The sequence below is a fragment of the Rhodopseudomonas sp. G2_2311 genome (assembly GCF_047501505.1).
GTDB lineage: Bacteria > Pseudomonadota > Alphaproteobacteria > Rhizobiales > Xanthobacteraceae > Rhodopseudomonas > Rhodopseudomonas palustris_H.
The window spans coordinates 22,205-38,287 of record NZ_JAZDRK010000026.1 but is presented as its reverse complement, the minus strand read 5'-3'; the positions used below and the strand labels follow the sequence as shown (position 1 = coordinate 38,287).

Genomic DNA, 16,083 nt, shown 5'->3' with positions numbered 1-16,083 from the left:
AACAATGGACACCCAAGGTGCAAGACACAGTGACCGCCTCCCCCAAGCCGACCACGAAAGCCAACGTCAGCGGCCCGCTCTCCGGCACCCGCATCGTCGAATTCGCCGGCATCGGGCCCGGCCCGTTCGGCTCGATGCTGCTCGCCGACATGGGCGCCGAGGTGATCACGCTGGTGCGCGCCGGCCAGAAGCCGCAGGGCGCCGCCGCGCGCGGCCGCACCGTCGTCACCGTCGATCTGAAGGACAAAGCCTCAGTCGCCGAGGTGCTGAATTTGCTCGACGGCGCTGACGCGCTGATCGAAGGCTATCGCCCCGGCGTGATGGAGCGCCTCGGCCTCGGCCCCGACGTGGTGATGGCGCGCAATCCGAAGCTGGTCTATGCGCGGATGACCGGCTGGGGCCAGACCGGCCCGCTGGCGCAGGCTGCCGGCCACGACATCAACTACATCTCGATCACCGGCGCGCTCGCCGCGATCGGCCCGAAGGAGCGGCCGGTGCCGCCGCTCAACCTGGTCGGCGATTTCGGCGGCGGCTCACTGTATCTCGTCGTCGGCATCCTCGCCGGGCTGCTCGAAGCGTCGAAGTCCGGCAAGGGCCAGGTGGTGGATGCTGCGATGTGCGACGGCGCCGCGTCGCTGATCACGATGTTCTTCGACATGACCGCGGCAGGCCGCTGGAAGGAAGGCCGCGAGAGCAACATGCTCGATGGCGGCGCGCACTTCTACGGCACCTACGCATGCGCCGACGGCCAGTTCATCTCGATCGGCTCGATCGAACCGCAGTTCTACGCGCTGCTGCGCCAGATCGCCGGGCTGACCGACGCCGACTACGACGCCCAGATGGACATCAAGCAATGGCCGGCGCTGAAGCAGAAGCTCGCCGCGGTGTTCAAGACCAAGAGCCGCGACGAATGGTGCAAGCTGATGGAAGGCACCGACGTCTGCTTCGCACCCGTACTGACGATGTCCGAAGCCACCAAGCATCCGCACATGGTGGCGCGCGAGGTGTTCATCAATCACGAGGGTCACACCCAGCCGGCCCCCGCCCCGCGCTTCTCACGCACCCCCTCGGCCGCCCGCCCGCCGGTGCAGGCGCAGATCGGCGACGTGGTGAAGGCCTGGGGCGGGAAGTAACTGCCGCGACTCGTCATTCCGGGGCGCTGACGAACGTGAGCGAACCCGGCGACTGTCTCATGTGTCAAGGGTCTTACCTTGATATGGCGTGTCGGCCTTGACGAGTGCGTTGGCTGTGACGAGCAGTTTTCGGGCGATTGCGATGAGCGCAACCTTTCCGGGTTTTCCTTGCAGGCGAAGGGCGTTGTAGTCGTCGCGGAGCTTGGGGTGGTGGCGGGCGGCGACCAGGGCGGCCATGTAGAGCGCGGCGCGAACGCAAGGACGTCCGCCGGCGATGGCGGCGCGAGGCGGTGCTGCGCCGGATTGGCTGACGTGGGGCGCGAGCCCTGCGAGGCTGGCGATGGCCTTGCGATCGCGCTGGCCGAGTTCGGGTAGGTCGGTGATGAGGAGCGTAGCCACCCGTTCGCCGATGCCGGGGATCGATTTGAGGATGTGAAGGACGCGGCGGAGTTCGGCGTCGTCGCCGATGCGCCTGGCGAGTTCGGCCTCGATGGCTTGGCACTGCGCCGACAACGCGGCGATCGCGGCCCGATGACTATCGAGCAGGAGCGTGCCGCGGACCTGCTTCATCCGGGTCTTCTCCATCGCGATCATCTCGGTGAGCTGGCGGCGTCGCAGCGACAACGCCTTCAGCTCGAGTTGGGTGTCGGTGGGCAGGGGGCGCAGGGTCTCGGGCATAGTCAGAGCGAAGCGCGCAATCAGCCGCGCGTCCAGCCTGTCGGTCTTGGCGCGCCCGCCTTCGGCCTCGCGGAACGCCTTGATCCGGCGCGGATTGACGATACCGACTTCGAAGCCGGCGACCGAAAGCGCTTTGACCAGCGGTTCGGCATAGGGGCCGATCGCCTCCAGAACCACCCGCCTGACGCCGGAGCGTTCGAGGCGGGCGATGATCTCGGCGATGCCCTCGGCCAGATTAGGCATCCGGAAGGTCTGGCCCGACGGAGCCAGCGCGACATCGAGGAAACGTTGACCGGCATCGACGCCGGCCGCAACCGCAAGCGGCACTGCAATCGTCATGGGCATCGGTCCTGTATGCGGGCGATCACCGCAACGGCAATGCCCGTGCGACTGTTCGATCAAGCAACACCGACAGAGGCGCCCGCACCGGGTTACGGCGAGATGATCGGCCGGGAATCCACCGGGCAGCCTCCGTCGTGCTGACTATGCACCAGCACCTCGCAGATACAGGAATCCAGACATTATGATCACTTCGAGATTCCGGGTTCGCGCCTGGCGGCGCGCCCCGGAATGACGCCGCAAGGAACTACTCGCTCGCCGCCAGCACCGTGCCCTCGACCTCGCCGAAGCCGACGCGGTAGCCGTCGCCCTGGCACCAGCCGCGCATCACGAGGCTGTCGCCGTCTTCGAGGAAGCTGCGGCTCTCGCCACCCGGCAGCTGCAACGGCTCTGCACCGTTCCAGCTCAATTCCAGCAGACTGCCGAGCTGGTCTTTCTCCGGGCCCGACACCGTGCCGGAGCCGAGCAGATCACCGACGCTCATCGCGCAGCCGCTGGAAGCATGGTGCACGAGCTGCTGCACCGACGACCAGTACATGTATTTGAAATTGGTGGCGCTGATCCGCGCCGGCTGCAGCATCGCCGGCGTCCGCAGGGAGACTTCCAGCGCCATGTCGTAATTGTTGGCGCCCTTCTGCTGCAGATACGGCAGCGGCGCCGGGTCCTGTACTGGCCCGGCCACACGAAACGGCTCCAGCGCCTCGCGGGTGACGATCCACGGGCTGATCGAGGTCGCGAACGCCTTGGCCTGGAACGGCCCGAGCGGCACGTACTCCCATTGCTGGATGTCGCGCGCGCTCCAGTCGTTAAGCAAAGTGAAGCCGAAGATCATCTCTTCGGCCTGCGCTTCGGTGAGCATCGAGCCCATTACCGAGGACTGCCCGACCACCACGCCGATCTCGAGTTCGAAATCGAGCCGCTTGCAAGGTCCGAAGCTCGGCAGGTCCGCCGACGGCGGCTTGAGCTGGCCTCGCGGGCGATGAATCTTCGTGCCGCTGACCACCACGGTCGAGGCGCGGCCGTTGTAGCCGATCGGGATGTGCAGCCAGTTTGGCAGCAGCGGATTGGTCTTGTCGCGGAACATGGTGCCGACATTGGTGGCGTGTTCCTTCGACGAGTAGAAGTCGGTGAAGCCCTCGACACGCAGCGGCAAATGCAGCTTCACCTGGTGCATCGGCAGCAGCGCCTTGGCGCGCAACTCCGCATTGTCGCGCAGTTCGGCATTGTCGTGCCGCAGCAGCGCACTGATCCGCGCCCGCGTGCTGCGCCAGACGTTCGGCCCGAGCGCCATGAACGCGTTGATCGACCCTTGCGCGAACACGCCCTCCGGCAGGTCGAGCAGCTTCGCAACCTGCAATGCTGCGAGGTCGAGCACATGATCACCGATCGCGACACCGACACGGGGCGATGGATGATCTGCGGTCGAGAACACCCCGTAAGGCAGGTTCTGGATCGGGAAGTCGGAGTCAGCCTTCACGTCGACGAAGGAGCGCAAGCGGGGATCATTGGGATGCATGAGCGATACTGAAGTCCTTATTGAAAGAGGGCGTTGTTCAGATCTCGCGTTCGTCATTGCGAGCGAAGCGAAGCAATCCAGGAGCTCCGTGCACCAGGCCTCTGGATTGCGTCGTCGCTTCGCTCCTCGCAATGACGGAACAAGCTACTCCGCATCTGGCTGCCGGCCTGGCTCGGCGGCGACGAAGGCGTCGAGCTTCATTGCTTCGGCTTCGATCTGGCGGATACGCTCGAACGGGGCGAGGTCGGCGTCGAAGCGGCGAGCGTTGAACACTTGCGGGACGATGCAGATGTCTGCGAGCGTCGGCCTTTGGCCGAATGCGAACGGCCCCGGCGTCTGCGCCAGCCGCGCCTCGATCGCCGCAAAGCCCTGCTCGATCCATTCTTTCGACCAACGGGCGCGGTCGACCTCGTCGACGCCGAGTTCGCTCAGCCGCTTCAGGATGCGCAGGTTTCCGATCGGATGGATGTCGCAGGCCACCGCATAGGCAATCTCGCGCACGATGGCGCGGGCCTTCGGATCTTTCGGCAGCAGCGGCGGCTCGGGGTGGGTCTCATCGAGATACTCGATGATCGCCAGCGATTGCCCGACGTTGAACTCACCCTCGCTCCAATACGGCACCAGGCCGGCCGGATTGATCCAGCGGAACGCCTCGAGATTCTGCTCGCCGTTGCGCAGGTGGACGTAGCGCTGCGCCACCACGATGTTCTTCAAGTTGAGCGCAATCCGCACCCGATACGCCGCGGAGGAGCGGAAATAGCCGTACAGCACCGCGGCGTCGTGATCCTGAGCTTTGGTCATGGCCGGTTCGGATCGAAGCGCTTTTCGAGGCCGTTCCAGCAGTCGGCGTAGTCGTCCTGCAACAGACCGGAGGTCGCGGCATATTCGGTGACGCGCTGCGGATAGCGGGTCTCGAACATGAACGCCATCGTGCCGGTCAGCTTCACCGGCTTCAATTCGCCATTGCTGGCATGGTCGAACGCCTCGCGGTCCGGCCCGTGCGGCAGCATCATGTTGTGCAGCGACGCGCCGCCCGGAACGAAGCCCTGCGGCTTGGCGTCGTAGACGCCGTAGATCAGCCCCATGAACTCCGACATGATGTTCATGTGATACCACGGCGGCCTAAACGTGTTCTCCGCCACCATCCAGCGCTCGGGGAAGATCACGAAGTCGATGTTGGCGGTACCCGGCGTCTCGGACGGCGAGGTCAGCACGGTGAAGATCGATGGATCGGGATGGTCGAAGCCGATCGCACCGACCGGCGAATAGGTCCGTAGGTCGTATTTGTACGGCGCGTAATTGCCGTGCCAGGCGACGACGTCGATCGGCGAGTGCGGCAGCTTGGTCACGTACAGCGAGCCGCCCCATTTCACATACAGTTCGGTCGGCGTGTCCCTATCTTCATAGGCGGCGACCGGCGTCAGGAAGTCGCGCGAATTGGCGAGGCAATTGGCGCCGATCGGGCCACGCTCCGGCAGCGTGAACGCGCCGCCATAGTTCTCGCACAGATAACCTCGCGCTGGGCCGTCGACCAACTCGACCCGAAACTTGACGCCGCGCGGGATCACGGCAATCTCGGCCGACTCGATGGTGATGATTCCGAACTCGGTGACAAGACGCAGGCTGCCCTGCTGCGGCACGAACATCATCTCGCCGTCGGCATTGTAGAAGTGCTGATCGACCATCGACTGGGTGATCAGATAAAGATGCGTCGCCATACCGGCCTGGGTGTTGACGTCGCCGGCCGTCGTCATGGTGCGCACGCCCTGCAGGAAAGTCAGCTTGTCCTGTGGCATTGGCGGCGGGTCCCAACGCAGCTGCGCGATCGGCAAATCGTGCTCGAAGCACGGCGCCGAACGCCACAACCCCATATCGGCCTTGGCGAAGCGGCCGGAGTGCTTCACCGAGGGACGAATCCGATACAGCCACGATCGCTCGTTGGCGCCGCGCGGCGCCGTGAACGGCGATCCGGACAATTGCTCGGCGTAGAGACCATAGGCGCAGCGCTGCGGCGAATTGCGTCCCACCGGCAGCGCGCCGGGCAGCGCCTCGGTCTCGAACGAATTGCCGAAGCCAGACATATAGCCGGTCGTGATGCCTTGCGATGAGCCACCGAGGATCTGCGGCGCGGCATTGATGTTCATGGTCGTCCTCCGATCGGTTGGCGAGGGACGCGGCCGAAGCCGCGCTCGCGGTTCGGACTAACCGCCCTGCAGGGCGGCCCACATTTCGCGATCGCGCTCGGCAGTCCAGATCACCGGATCGTCGATGCCCGAGGCTTCGTCGAACGCGCGCGAGACGTTGAACGGCAGGCAGTGCTCATAGATGGCGAAGGACGCGAACTTCGGGTCCATCACCTCTCGGGTGGCGTCCCAGGTTTCTTTCAGGCTGCGGCCTTTGGCGACCGAGATCTCGGCGGCGCCGTATAGCGTGCCGACGAAATCGCGCGTCATCGCGATCGCCTCGCGCGTAGTCTCCAGCCCCTTCAGCGCGTCGCCGCGGCCGGGCGCGATCGCCTTCGGATTGAACTCACGGATCTCGTTCAGCGTCGCCGGCCACTCGCGCAAATATGCGTCGCCGCAATAGCAGGCCGAGTGATACTCGACGAGGTCGCCGGTGAACATCACCTGCGCGTCCGGCACCCAGGCGACGATGTCACCCGACGTATGGCCGGCGCCGAGCTGCATCAGCCGCACCTCACGCTTGCCGAGGAAGATCGACATCTCGCCATCGAACGCCAGTGTCGGCCAGGTCAACCCCGGAATGCTCTCGGCATCCTGGAACAGCCGCGGAAACCGGCCGTATTCCGAATCCCAATCCTGCTGACCGCGCTCCTCGATCAGCCGATAGGTTTCCTGCGACGCGATGATGCCTTGCGCCTGATAGGCCGACGCGCCGAGCACGCGCACCGCATGATAGTGCGACAGCACCACATATTTGATCGGCTTGTCGGTGACGCTGCGGACGCGCTCGATCACCTTACCCGCCATCGCCGGCGTCGCTTGCGCGTCGAACACCAGACAACCATCGTCGCCGACGATCACTGCCGAATTCGGATCACCCTCCGCCGTGAACGCGTACAGATCGAGCCCGATCTCGGAGAACGTCACCTTCTTCTCAGCGAGGTCGGTGGTGGAGGCGAAGCCTTTGGCCATGTGAGGTCCTTGTTAGTTGTCGACTCGTTCACGCGCTTGCGCGCTGATCGTTCCAGGTTCGTCATTCCGGGGCGCTCGCGCAGCGAGCGAACCCGGAATCCCGAGCTGTTCTGCGGCCGCCGCTTCGCACCATCACTTCGAGATTCCGGGTTCGCGCCTGGCGGCGCGCCCCGGAATGACGAAGCTTGGGGCGATGAGCTTGCGCCGCGCGGTTTCGTTGACGCCGCTCACTCCCGTTGCCCCTCCACCACGCTCCGCTTCGCCAGCGCTGTCGCCTCGCGCAGCAAATCGAGGTCACCAATGTGGTTGGCGAGGATCAGCACCAGCGCGGCGTCGAGTGAGGCGCTCTGGTCGTCGCTGAGGCCGCGATGCGCCTCGACGATCAGCCGATAGGCGGCATCGGGTTCGGCGAAATTGCTTTTGGTCGACAGCACGGCCCTCATGGCAGAGTCCTCCCACATGCCCGCGCCAGCGCTGCGTCGATTGCAGCCTGCGTCGGATGGCGGAACCGGGCGGCAACGTAGCCGTCGGGGCGGAGCAGATAGGCGGCACCGGGTGTCGCGTCGTAGCGCGCGGCGAGTACGCCGTCGTCGTCGCGCAGCGGCGAGTCACCGCCGATCCGAAGACTGCGGACGCCTTGCGGCACCGGCGCCGCGCTCCCGTTGGCGCGCTCCAGCAGCACGAAGCCGCCGCCGGCCTGCATGAAGGCTTCGGTCAGATAGATCGGCGCGCCGTCCGCCGTCTTCAGCGGCGCATCGCGCATCGCGGCTCCAGGCTCGGGCCCGCTGGTCCACACATCGGTGTCGCGGGTCGAGAGCGGCGAGTCGTAGACCGAGGGCGTCGACAACCGCCCGGCATTGACCATCCGCTTGGCGAATTCGACATCGTGCGCCAGCGCCAGCACCGCATCGCGCAGCCGGCGTTCCTGCTTGGAATGCGGCGCGATGAAATCGGTCGAACGGGTGGAGTGGCGAATGTTGTCGTCGGCCGCCTGGCTGCGCTCGACGTCGTAGCTGTCGAGCAGGCTCGCCGGCGCCTGCCCGCGCAATATCAGATCGAGCTTCCAGGCGAGGTTCTCGCCGTCCTCCAGACCCGAATTCGCGCCGCGCGCGCCGAACGGCGACACCTGATGCGCCGAGTCGCCGGCGAAGATCACGCGCTCGTGCAGAAAGCGTTGCATCCGCCGGCACTGGAACTTGTAGATCGAGATCCACTCGAAGCTGAAATCGCCGTGACCGAGCATTCGCTCGATCCGCGGCCGTACCCGCTCCGGCTGCCGCTCGACCGCGGCATCGGCCTCGGCGCCAATCTGCAGATCGATCCGCCAGACGTCGTCGGGCTGGCGATGCAGCAATGCCGACTGGCCGGAGTGGAACGGCGGATCGAACCAGAACCAGCGCTCGGTCGGAAACTCCGCCGTCATCTTCACGTCGGCGATCAGGAACTGGTCTTCGAAAACTTCCCCGGCGAACTCGGCGCCGACCATGCCGCGCAGGCTCGACCGCGCGCCGTCGCAGGCAACGACGTAATCGGCGGCGAGCCGATACGGCCCATCCGGCGTCTCGATCGTCAGCTCGGCATGGTCGTTGTGCTGGGCGAGCGCCGTCACCTTGTTACGCCAGCGCAGATCGATCTGCGGAAGTTGTTGCACGCGGCCGACCAGGAACGCCTCGGCGTAGTATTGCTGCAGATTGATGAAGGCCGGCATCTTATGGCCGGTCTCCGGCAGCAGGTCGAAGCGGTACACCATCTCGTCGCGGCGAAAGATCTTGCCGACCTGCCAGACCACGCCCTTCTCGACCATCTGCGCACCGACGCCGAGCCGGTCCCAGACTTCGAGCGCGCGTTTGGAGAAACAGATCGCGCGCGAGCCCTCGCCGATCCGGTCGGCATCGTCCAGCAGCACCACGTTTTGGCCGCGCTGCGCCAGATCGATCGCCAGCGATAGTCCGACCGGGCCGGCGCCGACCACCACGACCGGATGGCGCGCGGGGTCCTGACGATCCTGATCCGGGTGCCGGCGATAGCCGAACTGAAAATGCTCCTGATGGGCCATCGGCCTCAGCCCTGCCGACCCGTCCCGTGCAAAGCGCTGGTCAAGGCGTCCTCCTGCGTGATAGTTTCATTTGCAACTATCTAAGCCGCAGTCGTCGCGCCGCGCAACCCGGCCCCGGAGATTTTTTTGACGAAGCTCGATTTGTTCTCGTTCGTGCCGTTCCAGCTTAACCGGCTGGCCGCGGAAGTCAGCGCTGCGCTCTCGGAAGAGTATCAGCAGCGCTACGGGTTGGATATTCCCGGCTGGCGCATTCTCGCCACGCTCGGTTTTCGCAACGATGCCTGCACGGCGCAGTTCATTGCGCAGTGCACACGCACCCACAAATCGACCATCAGCCGTGCGGTAACCGGCTTGTTGGAGCGCGAACTGATCGAACGCGTCGAGAACGAGGACGACCGCCGCGAGTTTCGGCTGCGGCTCACCAAGAAGGGCCGCGCGCTGTATCACGAGCTGGTGCCGCGGCTAAAACGCAAGGAACAGGAGATCCTGTCCTGCCTGTCCGCGCGGGAGCGCGACCAGTTGGCCACAGCTCTCGGCAAGATCGAGCGGCATCTGAACCTGATCCAGGCCAGCCACGACCATTCCGAGACGGCGCCGGCAAAGCTGCCGGCTTCGGTCGGATAACGCTTCTCAGGTCAACGCGTCGCGATCTGGAAATACCGGGCTGCTACGACGATCGGAGCCGCCACCGGGGATGATTGACAGGCGCAGCGACGGCGGGGTGAGATGCGGTGCACAAATACTGAGTTAATCGCCTCGCCCACGCAGCCCCGCCTCTGCAGGTCCCGCATCGCATGAAGATCCGTCTCGGTTTGGTCGTGCTGATGGTCGCCGCAATCGTTGCAGTACCACGCTGCTTCGCCGCAGATAGTTCGGCGCCGCGGGTCGCGCTGGTGATCGGCAACAGCAAATATCCAGATGCCGATAAGCCGCTAAGCCAAGCAGTCAGCGATGCCCGCGAATTTGCAAATGAGCTGAAGCGTGCCGGCTTCGATGCCGAACTCGGGGAGGACCTGAGCGGCGATGCGATGCGACGCGCGTTCGACCGGTTGTATCAGCGGACAAAACCGGGCGCAGCCGCGCTGGTGTTCTTCAGTGGCTTCGGCATCCAGTCGGGCCGGCAGAGCTACCTGATCCCGGTCGATGCGCAGATCTGGACCGAGCCCGACGTGCGGCGGGACGGCATCGCCCTCGAGAGTGTTCTCAATGAGCTGAACAGTCGCGGCGCATCGGTCAAAATTGCACTGGTCGACGCCTCGCGCCGCAATCCGTTCGAGCGCCGCTTTCGCAGTTTCTCCGCCGGCCTCGCTCCGGTGATCGCTCCGAACGGATCGCTGGTGATGTACGCGGCCGCACTGAGCGCCGTCGTCACCGACAATGACAGCGTCCGCAGCCCGTTCGTCAGCGCATTGCGCGAGGAAATCCGCGTGCCGGCGCTCTCCGCCGAGGAGGCTTTCAATCGCACCCGGACAGCGGTTACCCGGGCCTCGCGCGGCGAGCAGGTGCCGTGGATCTCGTCCTCACTGGCTGACGATTTCGTCTTCGTCCCCGGCGCCGCGACGGCGGAGAAACCGACTGCAGAGAAACCGGCGGCCGCCACTGCGCCAGTGGAAGCCGCTAAGCCGGCACCAGCACCACTGGAGGCCAAGCCGCCGCAGGCCGCGGAAGCAAAGCCGGCCAGCAGCGGCGGTGACGACGACAAACTGGCGCTGGCGCTGGCCAGCGATCCGACGGTGAAATCGCTGACCGCGCAGATTGCGGACAAGCCGTCCGACGGCAATGCGTATTACCGGCGCGGTCAGGTCTATGCCAGCAAGGGCGCCTACCGGACCGCCATCAAGGACTTCGACGAAGCGATCCGGCTGAACGGCAAGGACGTCGAAGCCTACAACAACCGCTGCTGGGTGCGGACCGTGATCGGCGAACTCGAGACCGCGATCGCCGACTGCGACCAGGCGCTGCTGCTGCGTCCGAACTTCGTTGATGCGCTGGATAGCCGCGGCCTGTTGCATCTGAAGAGCGGACGCGACAAGGCCGCGATCGCCGACTTCGACGCCGCGCTCAAGGTCAATCCAAGGCTGACCTCGTCGCTGTACGGCCGCGGGCTGGCGCGCAAGCGGATCGGGCTGGCCTCCGAAGGCGAGATTGACCTGACCACCGCCAAAAAGCTCGATCCCAACATCGGCAAGGAGTTCGCCGGCTACGGTGTGAAGTAAGCGTGACAGTTTCGCTTCACTGTCTCCCGGCGTTGAACCTGCCGCCGCGATGGCGCGACGATCAGGAACAACGCGATCCAGATCCTCCGCCAGCGAACGCCCGCCAATCGCAGGAGACCGAACGATGACCAGGAAGACCGCAGCCCGACACCGCGCCCTGCTCGGCGCTTTCATGCTCGGTCTCGGTGCAGCTCTCCCGTTCGGCGCCGCATCGGCCGGAGAGGTGACGTCGGACCAGATCGTGCGGGCGCTGACGCCGAACAAGCCGCTGACCCGCAGCCTGTCGGCCGCACAGCCGGCCGCCGCAACCGCCGACCCAGCTCAGATCAAGTTCGTCGACGGCCTGCGCAACCGGCCGACACGATCGCTGTCGTCCGCCGAACGGACTCAGATCGCCGAGATCACCAAGGACAAGCCGAACATCGATCTCGAAATCACCTTCGACTACAACTCCGCCACGATCAGCCGTCAGGCAGCGCCGGCGGTCGAAGCACTCGGCAAGGCGCTGTCCAGCGCCGATCTGAAGGGCGCAACCTTCGTGGTCGCCGGCCATACCGACAGCGTCGGCAGTGACACGTTCAATCAGGACCTGTCGGAACGTCGCGCCGATACCATCAAGCGGGTGCTGGTCGAGAAGTACGGCATCGCGGGCGCCGACCTGGTCACCGTCGGTTACGGCGAGAGCCGGCTTAAAGATCAGGCGCATCCCGACAGCGGCGTCAATCGCCGGGTGCAGGTGGTCAACATGTCGGATCAGAGCGCCGCGGCCAAATGAGCAGCGTTCCAGCTGATACCGGCGTCGCTTCAAGGCGTTCCGCTGCCGCGGGACGCCTTCGCTGTTTTGTCACTATTGGTCGGTGTATAGAGGGCCCGGCGCGCCCGTGCGTGAAACCGGACTAACGCCAGGCCAGTCGAAAGTTCGCCGAGTACCAAGATGATCAATGCGTGGATCCGCCCGAACCTGTCGCCGGCACGCGCTGCGATCGCCGCCGGCCTGCTGTGTGGCCTGGTCACGATAGCTCGTGCGGATCAGCCTGACGGCAATGCCGGTGTGCAGGTCGTCGTCGCCAAGGCAACCAGCGCCTGCTTTTCCGACAAGGTTCGGGTCACCGGCTTCGTGGTGCCGCGCAAGGAAGCGGTGGTGATCGCCGATAGCGACGGCCGCGTCACCGACGTGCTGGTGCGCGAGGGCGATGTCGTGACCGACAATCAGGATGTCGTTCGAGTGACCGGCCCCGGCGGCAACAGGACGCTGAAGGCGCCGGCCGCCGGCCTGATCACCGAGGTGCGGACGATCGCCGGCGCACCCGCTTCGCCGCTCGCAGGACCGATGCTGCGGATCGCGGTCGGCAACGACCTCGAAATCGATGCCGAGGTGCCGAGCATTCACGCCCTCAAGGTCGGCCCCGGTGCCACCGCACGGATCAGCCGCGACGACGGCACCGAACTCACCGGCACGGTGCGGCTCGCCGCGCCGCAGATCGACCGCAAGACTCAATTCGGCCAGGTGCGGATTGCGCTCGCCGCCTCGCCTGCCCTCAACGTCGGGATGTTCGTGCGCGTCACCATCGATGCGCGACGAAGCTGCGGCGTCGCGATCCCGCGCTCGGCGATCGACCACGCCACCGTACAGGTGGTGAAGGACAACGTCGTCGAAACCCGCGCAGTCAAGGTCGGCCTGACCTCCGATCATGCGATCGAGATCATCGACGGGGTCCGCGAAGGCGAGATTGTGGTGGCCGACGCCGGCACCTCGCTGCACGACGGCGACCGCATCAAGCCGATCTTCACCGACGATTCCGAGCGACCGAAAGCGCGCTGATGGGCCTCAACGTTTCCTCCTGGTCGATCCGGCACCCGCTGCCCTCGATCGTGTTCTCGATCATCCTGCTGGCGCTGGGCTGGATCAGCTTCACCAAGCTGGCGGTGACGCGGCTGCCGAGCGCCGACATCCCGGTGATTTCGGTTGCGGTGTCGCAGTTCGGCGCGGCTCCGGCCGAGCTGGAAGCGCAGGTCACCAAGACGATCGAGGACGGCGTCTCCGGCGTCGAAGGCGTCCGCCATATCGCCTCGTCGATCACCGACGGCCTGTCGGTGACGACGATCCAGTTCGCGCTGGAAACCAACACCGACCGCGCGCTCAACGACGTCAAAGACGCGGTGACGCGGGTCCGCGCCAACCTGCCGCAGAACATCAACGAGCCGCTGATCCAGCGCGTCGACGTGATCGGCCTGCCGATCGTCACCTACGCGGCGATTTCGCCCGGCAAGACGCCGGAGCAACTGTCCTGGTTCGTCGACGACGTCGTCAAACGCGCGCTGCAGGGCGTGCGCGGCGTCGCCCAAGTGGAGCGCATCGGCGGCGTCGAACGCGAAATCCTGGTGTCGCTCGATCCCGACCGGCTCAAAGCCGCAGGGCTGACTGCGCTCGACGTGTCGCGCCGGCTGCGCGGCACCAATGTCGATCTCGCCGGCGGCCGCGCCGAGATCGGTAACAACGATCAGGCGATCCGCACCCTCGCCGGCGCCCGCACGCTCAACGATCTCGCCGGCACCATGATCAGCCTGAATGCCGGCGGCGAAGTGCGGCTCGACGATCTCGGCACCGTCACCGACACCATCGCGGCGCGCCACACCTTTGCGCGCTTCAACGGCGAGCCGGTGGTGGCGCTCGGCATCAAGCGCTCCAAGGGCGCCAGCGACGTCGTGGTCGCCGAGGCGGTGCAGAAGCGGATCGACGCGCTGAAGGCGCAATATCCCGACGTCGAGCTGAAGCTGATCGACACCTCGGTCGACTACACCAAAGGCAATTACGAGGCGGCGATCTCGACGCTGTTCGAGGGCGCGATCCTCGCCGTGATCGTGGTGTTCCTGTTCCTGCGCGACTTCCGCGCCACCGTCATCGCCGCGATCTCGCTGCCGCTGTCGATCTTCCCGGCGTTCTGGGCGATGGACATGCTGGGGTTCTCACTGAACCTCGTCAGCTTCCTTGCGATTACGCTGTCGACCGGCATCCTGGTCGACGACGCCATCGTCGAGATCGAGAACATCGTCCGCCACATGCGGATGGGCAAGTCGCCGTATCAGGCAGCGATCGAGGCCGCCGACGAGATCGGCCTCGCGGTGATCGCGATCTCGCTGACCATCATCGCGATCTTTGCGCCGGCCAGCTTCATGTCGGGCATCGCCGGACAGTTCTTCAAGCAGTTCGGCATCACCGTCTCGGTGCAGGTGTTCTTCTCGCTGCTGGCGGCCCGGTTCGTCACACCGGTGCTGGCGGCGTATTTCCTGAAGGATCATCCGCACGTCGAGAAGCCGCCGGGCCGCGTACTACGCGCCTATACGCGCGTCGTCACCTGGTCGGTGCAGCATTATTACATCACGGTGCTGATCGGGCTCGGCATCTTCGCCGCTTCGATCTGGAGCATCGTGCTGCTGCCGCAAGGCTTCCTGCCGGCGCAGGACACCGCGCGCTCGGTGCTGGCGATGCAACTGCCGCCCGGCACCCAGATCGGCACCACCGAGAAGACCACCGAGGCGATCGTCAAGCTGCTGCGCGAGCGGCCCGAGGTGAAGAGCGTGTTCGTCGATGGCGGCCGGGTGCCGCCCGGCATCCAGGAAGTGCGCCGCGCCTCGCTGATCATCAACTACACGCCGAAGCACGACCGCTCGATCACCCAGCGCGACCTCGAACACGCGATCAGCAGGCAGCTCGATCAGGTGCCGGACATCCGCTACTGGTTCCTCGACGAGAACGGCCTGCGCGCGATCTCGCTGGTGGTGACCGGCGACGACAGCGCCGTGGTCAACAACGTCGCCCAGGAACTCGCGTCGCAGATGAAGCGGATTCCGCTGATCTCCAACGTCATCTCCGAGACCGCGCTGGATCGGCCCGAATTGCGGATCCGCCCCCGCGCCGATCTCGCCGCCCGGCTCGGCGTCTCGACCGAGAGCCTGTCCGAGACCATCCGGGTTGCGACCATCGGCGATGTCGGCCCGGCGCTCGCCAAATTCGACGCCGGCGACCGGCTGGTGCCGATCCGGGTGCAGCTCGAAGATTCGGCGCGCGGCGAGCTCGCCACGCTCGAACAGCTTCAGGTGCCGATCTATGGCGGCCGCGGCGCGGTGCCGCTGTCGGTCGTCGCCGACGTCAAATTCGATCAGGGCCCGACCAGCATCAACCGCTATGACCGGCTGCGCCAGGCCACCGTCGCGGCCGACCTGGCCGGCAATTCCGCGCTCGGCGACGCCACCAAGCAGATCAAGGAACTGCCGGTGATGAAATCGCTGCCGAAGGGCGTCAAAGTCAGCCCCTCGGGCGATGCCGAGAACCTCGCCGAACTGTCGGACGGCTTCGCCACGGCGATCAGCGGCGGCTTGATGATGGTCTATGCGGTGCTGGTGCTGCTGTTCGGCACCTTCCTGCAGCCGATCACCATCCTGTTCTCGCTGCCGCTGTCGATCGGCGGCGCGATCGGGGCGCTGCTGCTGACCGGCAAACAGCTTACCACGCCGGTGTGGATCGGCATCCTGATGCTGATGGGCATCGTCACCAAGAACGCCATCATGCTGATCGAATTCGCCATGGAGGCGATGCGTGACGGCAAGAGCCGCGACGCCGCGATCATCGACGCCGGCCAAAAGCGCGCCCGCCCGATCGTGATGACCACGATCGCGATGGTGGCCGGCATGATGCCGAGCGCACTGGCATTCGGCGCCGGCGGCGAATTCCGCTCGCCGATGGCGCTGGCGGTGATCGGTGGCCTGATCTTCTCCACGGTGCTGTCGCTGATCTTCGTGCCCGCGGTGTTCATGATGATGGATGACGTCGGCCGCGGCTTCTGGGCGGTCGGCAAGCGACTGCTCAGCGGCAGCGCGCGCGACGCGGCCGAAGCCGTGCCGGCGGCGACACCACCCGCCAGTGCCGAGCCGGCGCCGACGGCCAAGAAGCCGTCGTTCTGGCGTGGCTAGGGTCGACGGATCAGCGGGC

General features: G+C 65.8%; 13 protein-coding genes. 6 read left to right on the top strand and 7 right to left on the bottom strand.

The window, feature by feature from the left end; genetic code table 11:
• Window positions 1-17: 17 nt before the first annotated feature.
• Entirely contained in the window at window positions 18-1,133 is a 1,116-nt protein-coding gene (locus tag VRZ08_RS22730; RefSeq protein ID WP_414533984.1) for a CaiB/BaiF CoA transferase family protein, read from the top strand.
• Between the two features lie 57 nt (window positions 1,134-1,190).
• On the opposite strand, the gene VRZ08_RS22725 is transcribed toward VRZ08_RS22730, so the two are convergent.
• The 7 genes from VRZ08_RS22725 to VRZ08_RS22695 all read right to left on the bottom strand — a co-directional run bounded on the left by VRZ08_RS22725 (window position 1,191) and on the right by VRZ08_RS22695 (window position 8,877).
• On the bottom strand, window positions 1,191-2,150 hold the full coding sequence (locus VRZ08_RS22725) for an IS110 family transposase (RefSeq protein ID WP_142884215.1): 960 nt from the start codon (window positions 2,148-2,150) through the stop codon (window positions 1,191-1,193).
• A gap of 247 nt (window positions 2,151-2,397) precedes the next feature.
• A complete protein-coding gene (fahA, locus tag VRZ08_RS22720) occupies window positions 2,398-3,666 on the bottom strand; it encodes a fumarylacetoacetase (protein ID WP_414533983.1) in 1,269 nt (422 codons plus the stop codon).
• Between the two features lie 144 nt (window positions 3,667-3,810).
• Window positions 3,811-4,467 carry a maleylacetoacetate isomerase gene (gene maiA, locus VRZ08_RS22715; RefSeq protein ID WP_414533982.1) on the bottom strand — a complete coding sequence of 219 codons (657 nt, stop codon included), beginning with the start codon at window positions 4,465-4,467 and terminating at the stop codon, window positions 3,811-3,813.
• Window positions 4,464-5,810: a homogentisate 1,2-dioxygenase gene (gene hmgA, locus VRZ08_RS22710; protein ID WP_414533981.1), complete on the bottom strand. Its 1,347-nt coding sequence runs from the start codon at window positions 5,808-5,810 to the stop codon at window positions 4,464-4,466. The genes maiA and hmgA overlap by 4 nt, the downstream gene beginning before the upstream one ends.
• Window positions 5,811-5,867: 57 nt before the next feature.
• Complete coding sequence (locus VRZ08_RS22705) at window positions 5,868-6,821, bottom strand: MBL fold metallo-hydrolase (protein WP_414533980.1); 954 nt, start codon at window positions 6,819-6,821, stop codon at window positions 5,868-5,870.
• Window positions 6,822-7,048: 227 nt separating this feature from the next.
• Window positions 7,049-7,264, bottom strand: coding sequence for a DUF2783 domain-containing protein (locus VRZ08_RS22700; RefSeq protein WP_414533979.1), 216 nt, complete (start codon window positions 7,262-7,264; stop codon window positions 7,049-7,051).
• A complete protein-coding gene (locus VRZ08_RS22695; protein WP_414533978.1) occupies window positions 7,261-8,877 on the bottom strand; it encodes an FAD-dependent oxidoreductase in 1,617 nt (538 codons plus the stop codon). Before VRZ08_RS22695 ends, VRZ08_RS22700 begins: the two co-directional genes overlap by 4 nt.
• A gap of 126 nt (window positions 8,878-9,003) precedes the next feature.
• Between VRZ08_RS22695 and VRZ08_RS22690 the strand changes: the two genes are divergently transcribed.
• From VRZ08_RS22690 to VRZ08_RS22670, 5 genes are all read left to right on the top strand, one after another.
• Entirely contained in the window at window positions 9,004-9,501 is a 498-nt protein-coding gene (locus tag VRZ08_RS22690) for a MarR family winged helix-turn-helix transcriptional regulator (RefSeq protein ID WP_107357144.1), read from the top strand.
• A 170-nt stretch (window positions 9,502-9,671) separates the two neighbouring features.
• Window positions 9,672-11,093: a caspase family protein gene (locus VRZ08_RS22685; RefSeq protein ID WP_414533977.1), complete on the top strand. Its 1,422-nt coding sequence runs from the start codon at window positions 9,672-9,674 to the stop codon at window positions 11,091-11,093.
• 124 nt (window positions 11,094-11,217) lie between these two features.
• Complete coding sequence (locus VRZ08_RS22680; RefSeq protein ID WP_414533976.1) at window positions 11,218-11,868, top strand: OmpA family protein; 651 nt, start codon at window positions 11,218-11,220, stop codon at window positions 11,866-11,868.
• 159 nt (window positions 11,869-12,027) lie between these two features.
• The gene (locus VRZ08_RS22675) at window positions 12,028-12,915 is read left to right on the top strand and encodes an efflux RND transporter periplasmic adaptor subunit (protein ID WP_414533975.1); all 888 of its coding nucleotides are present in this window, start codon (window positions 12,028-12,030) and stop codon (window positions 12,913-12,915) included.
• On the top strand, window positions 12,915-16,064 hold the full coding sequence (locus tag VRZ08_RS22670) for an efflux RND transporter permease subunit (protein ID WP_414533974.1): 3,150 nt from the start codon (window positions 12,915-12,917) through the stop codon (window positions 16,062-16,064). Before VRZ08_RS22675 ends, VRZ08_RS22670 begins: the two co-directional genes overlap by 1 nt.
• Window positions 16,065-16,083: the final 19 nt, after the last annotated feature.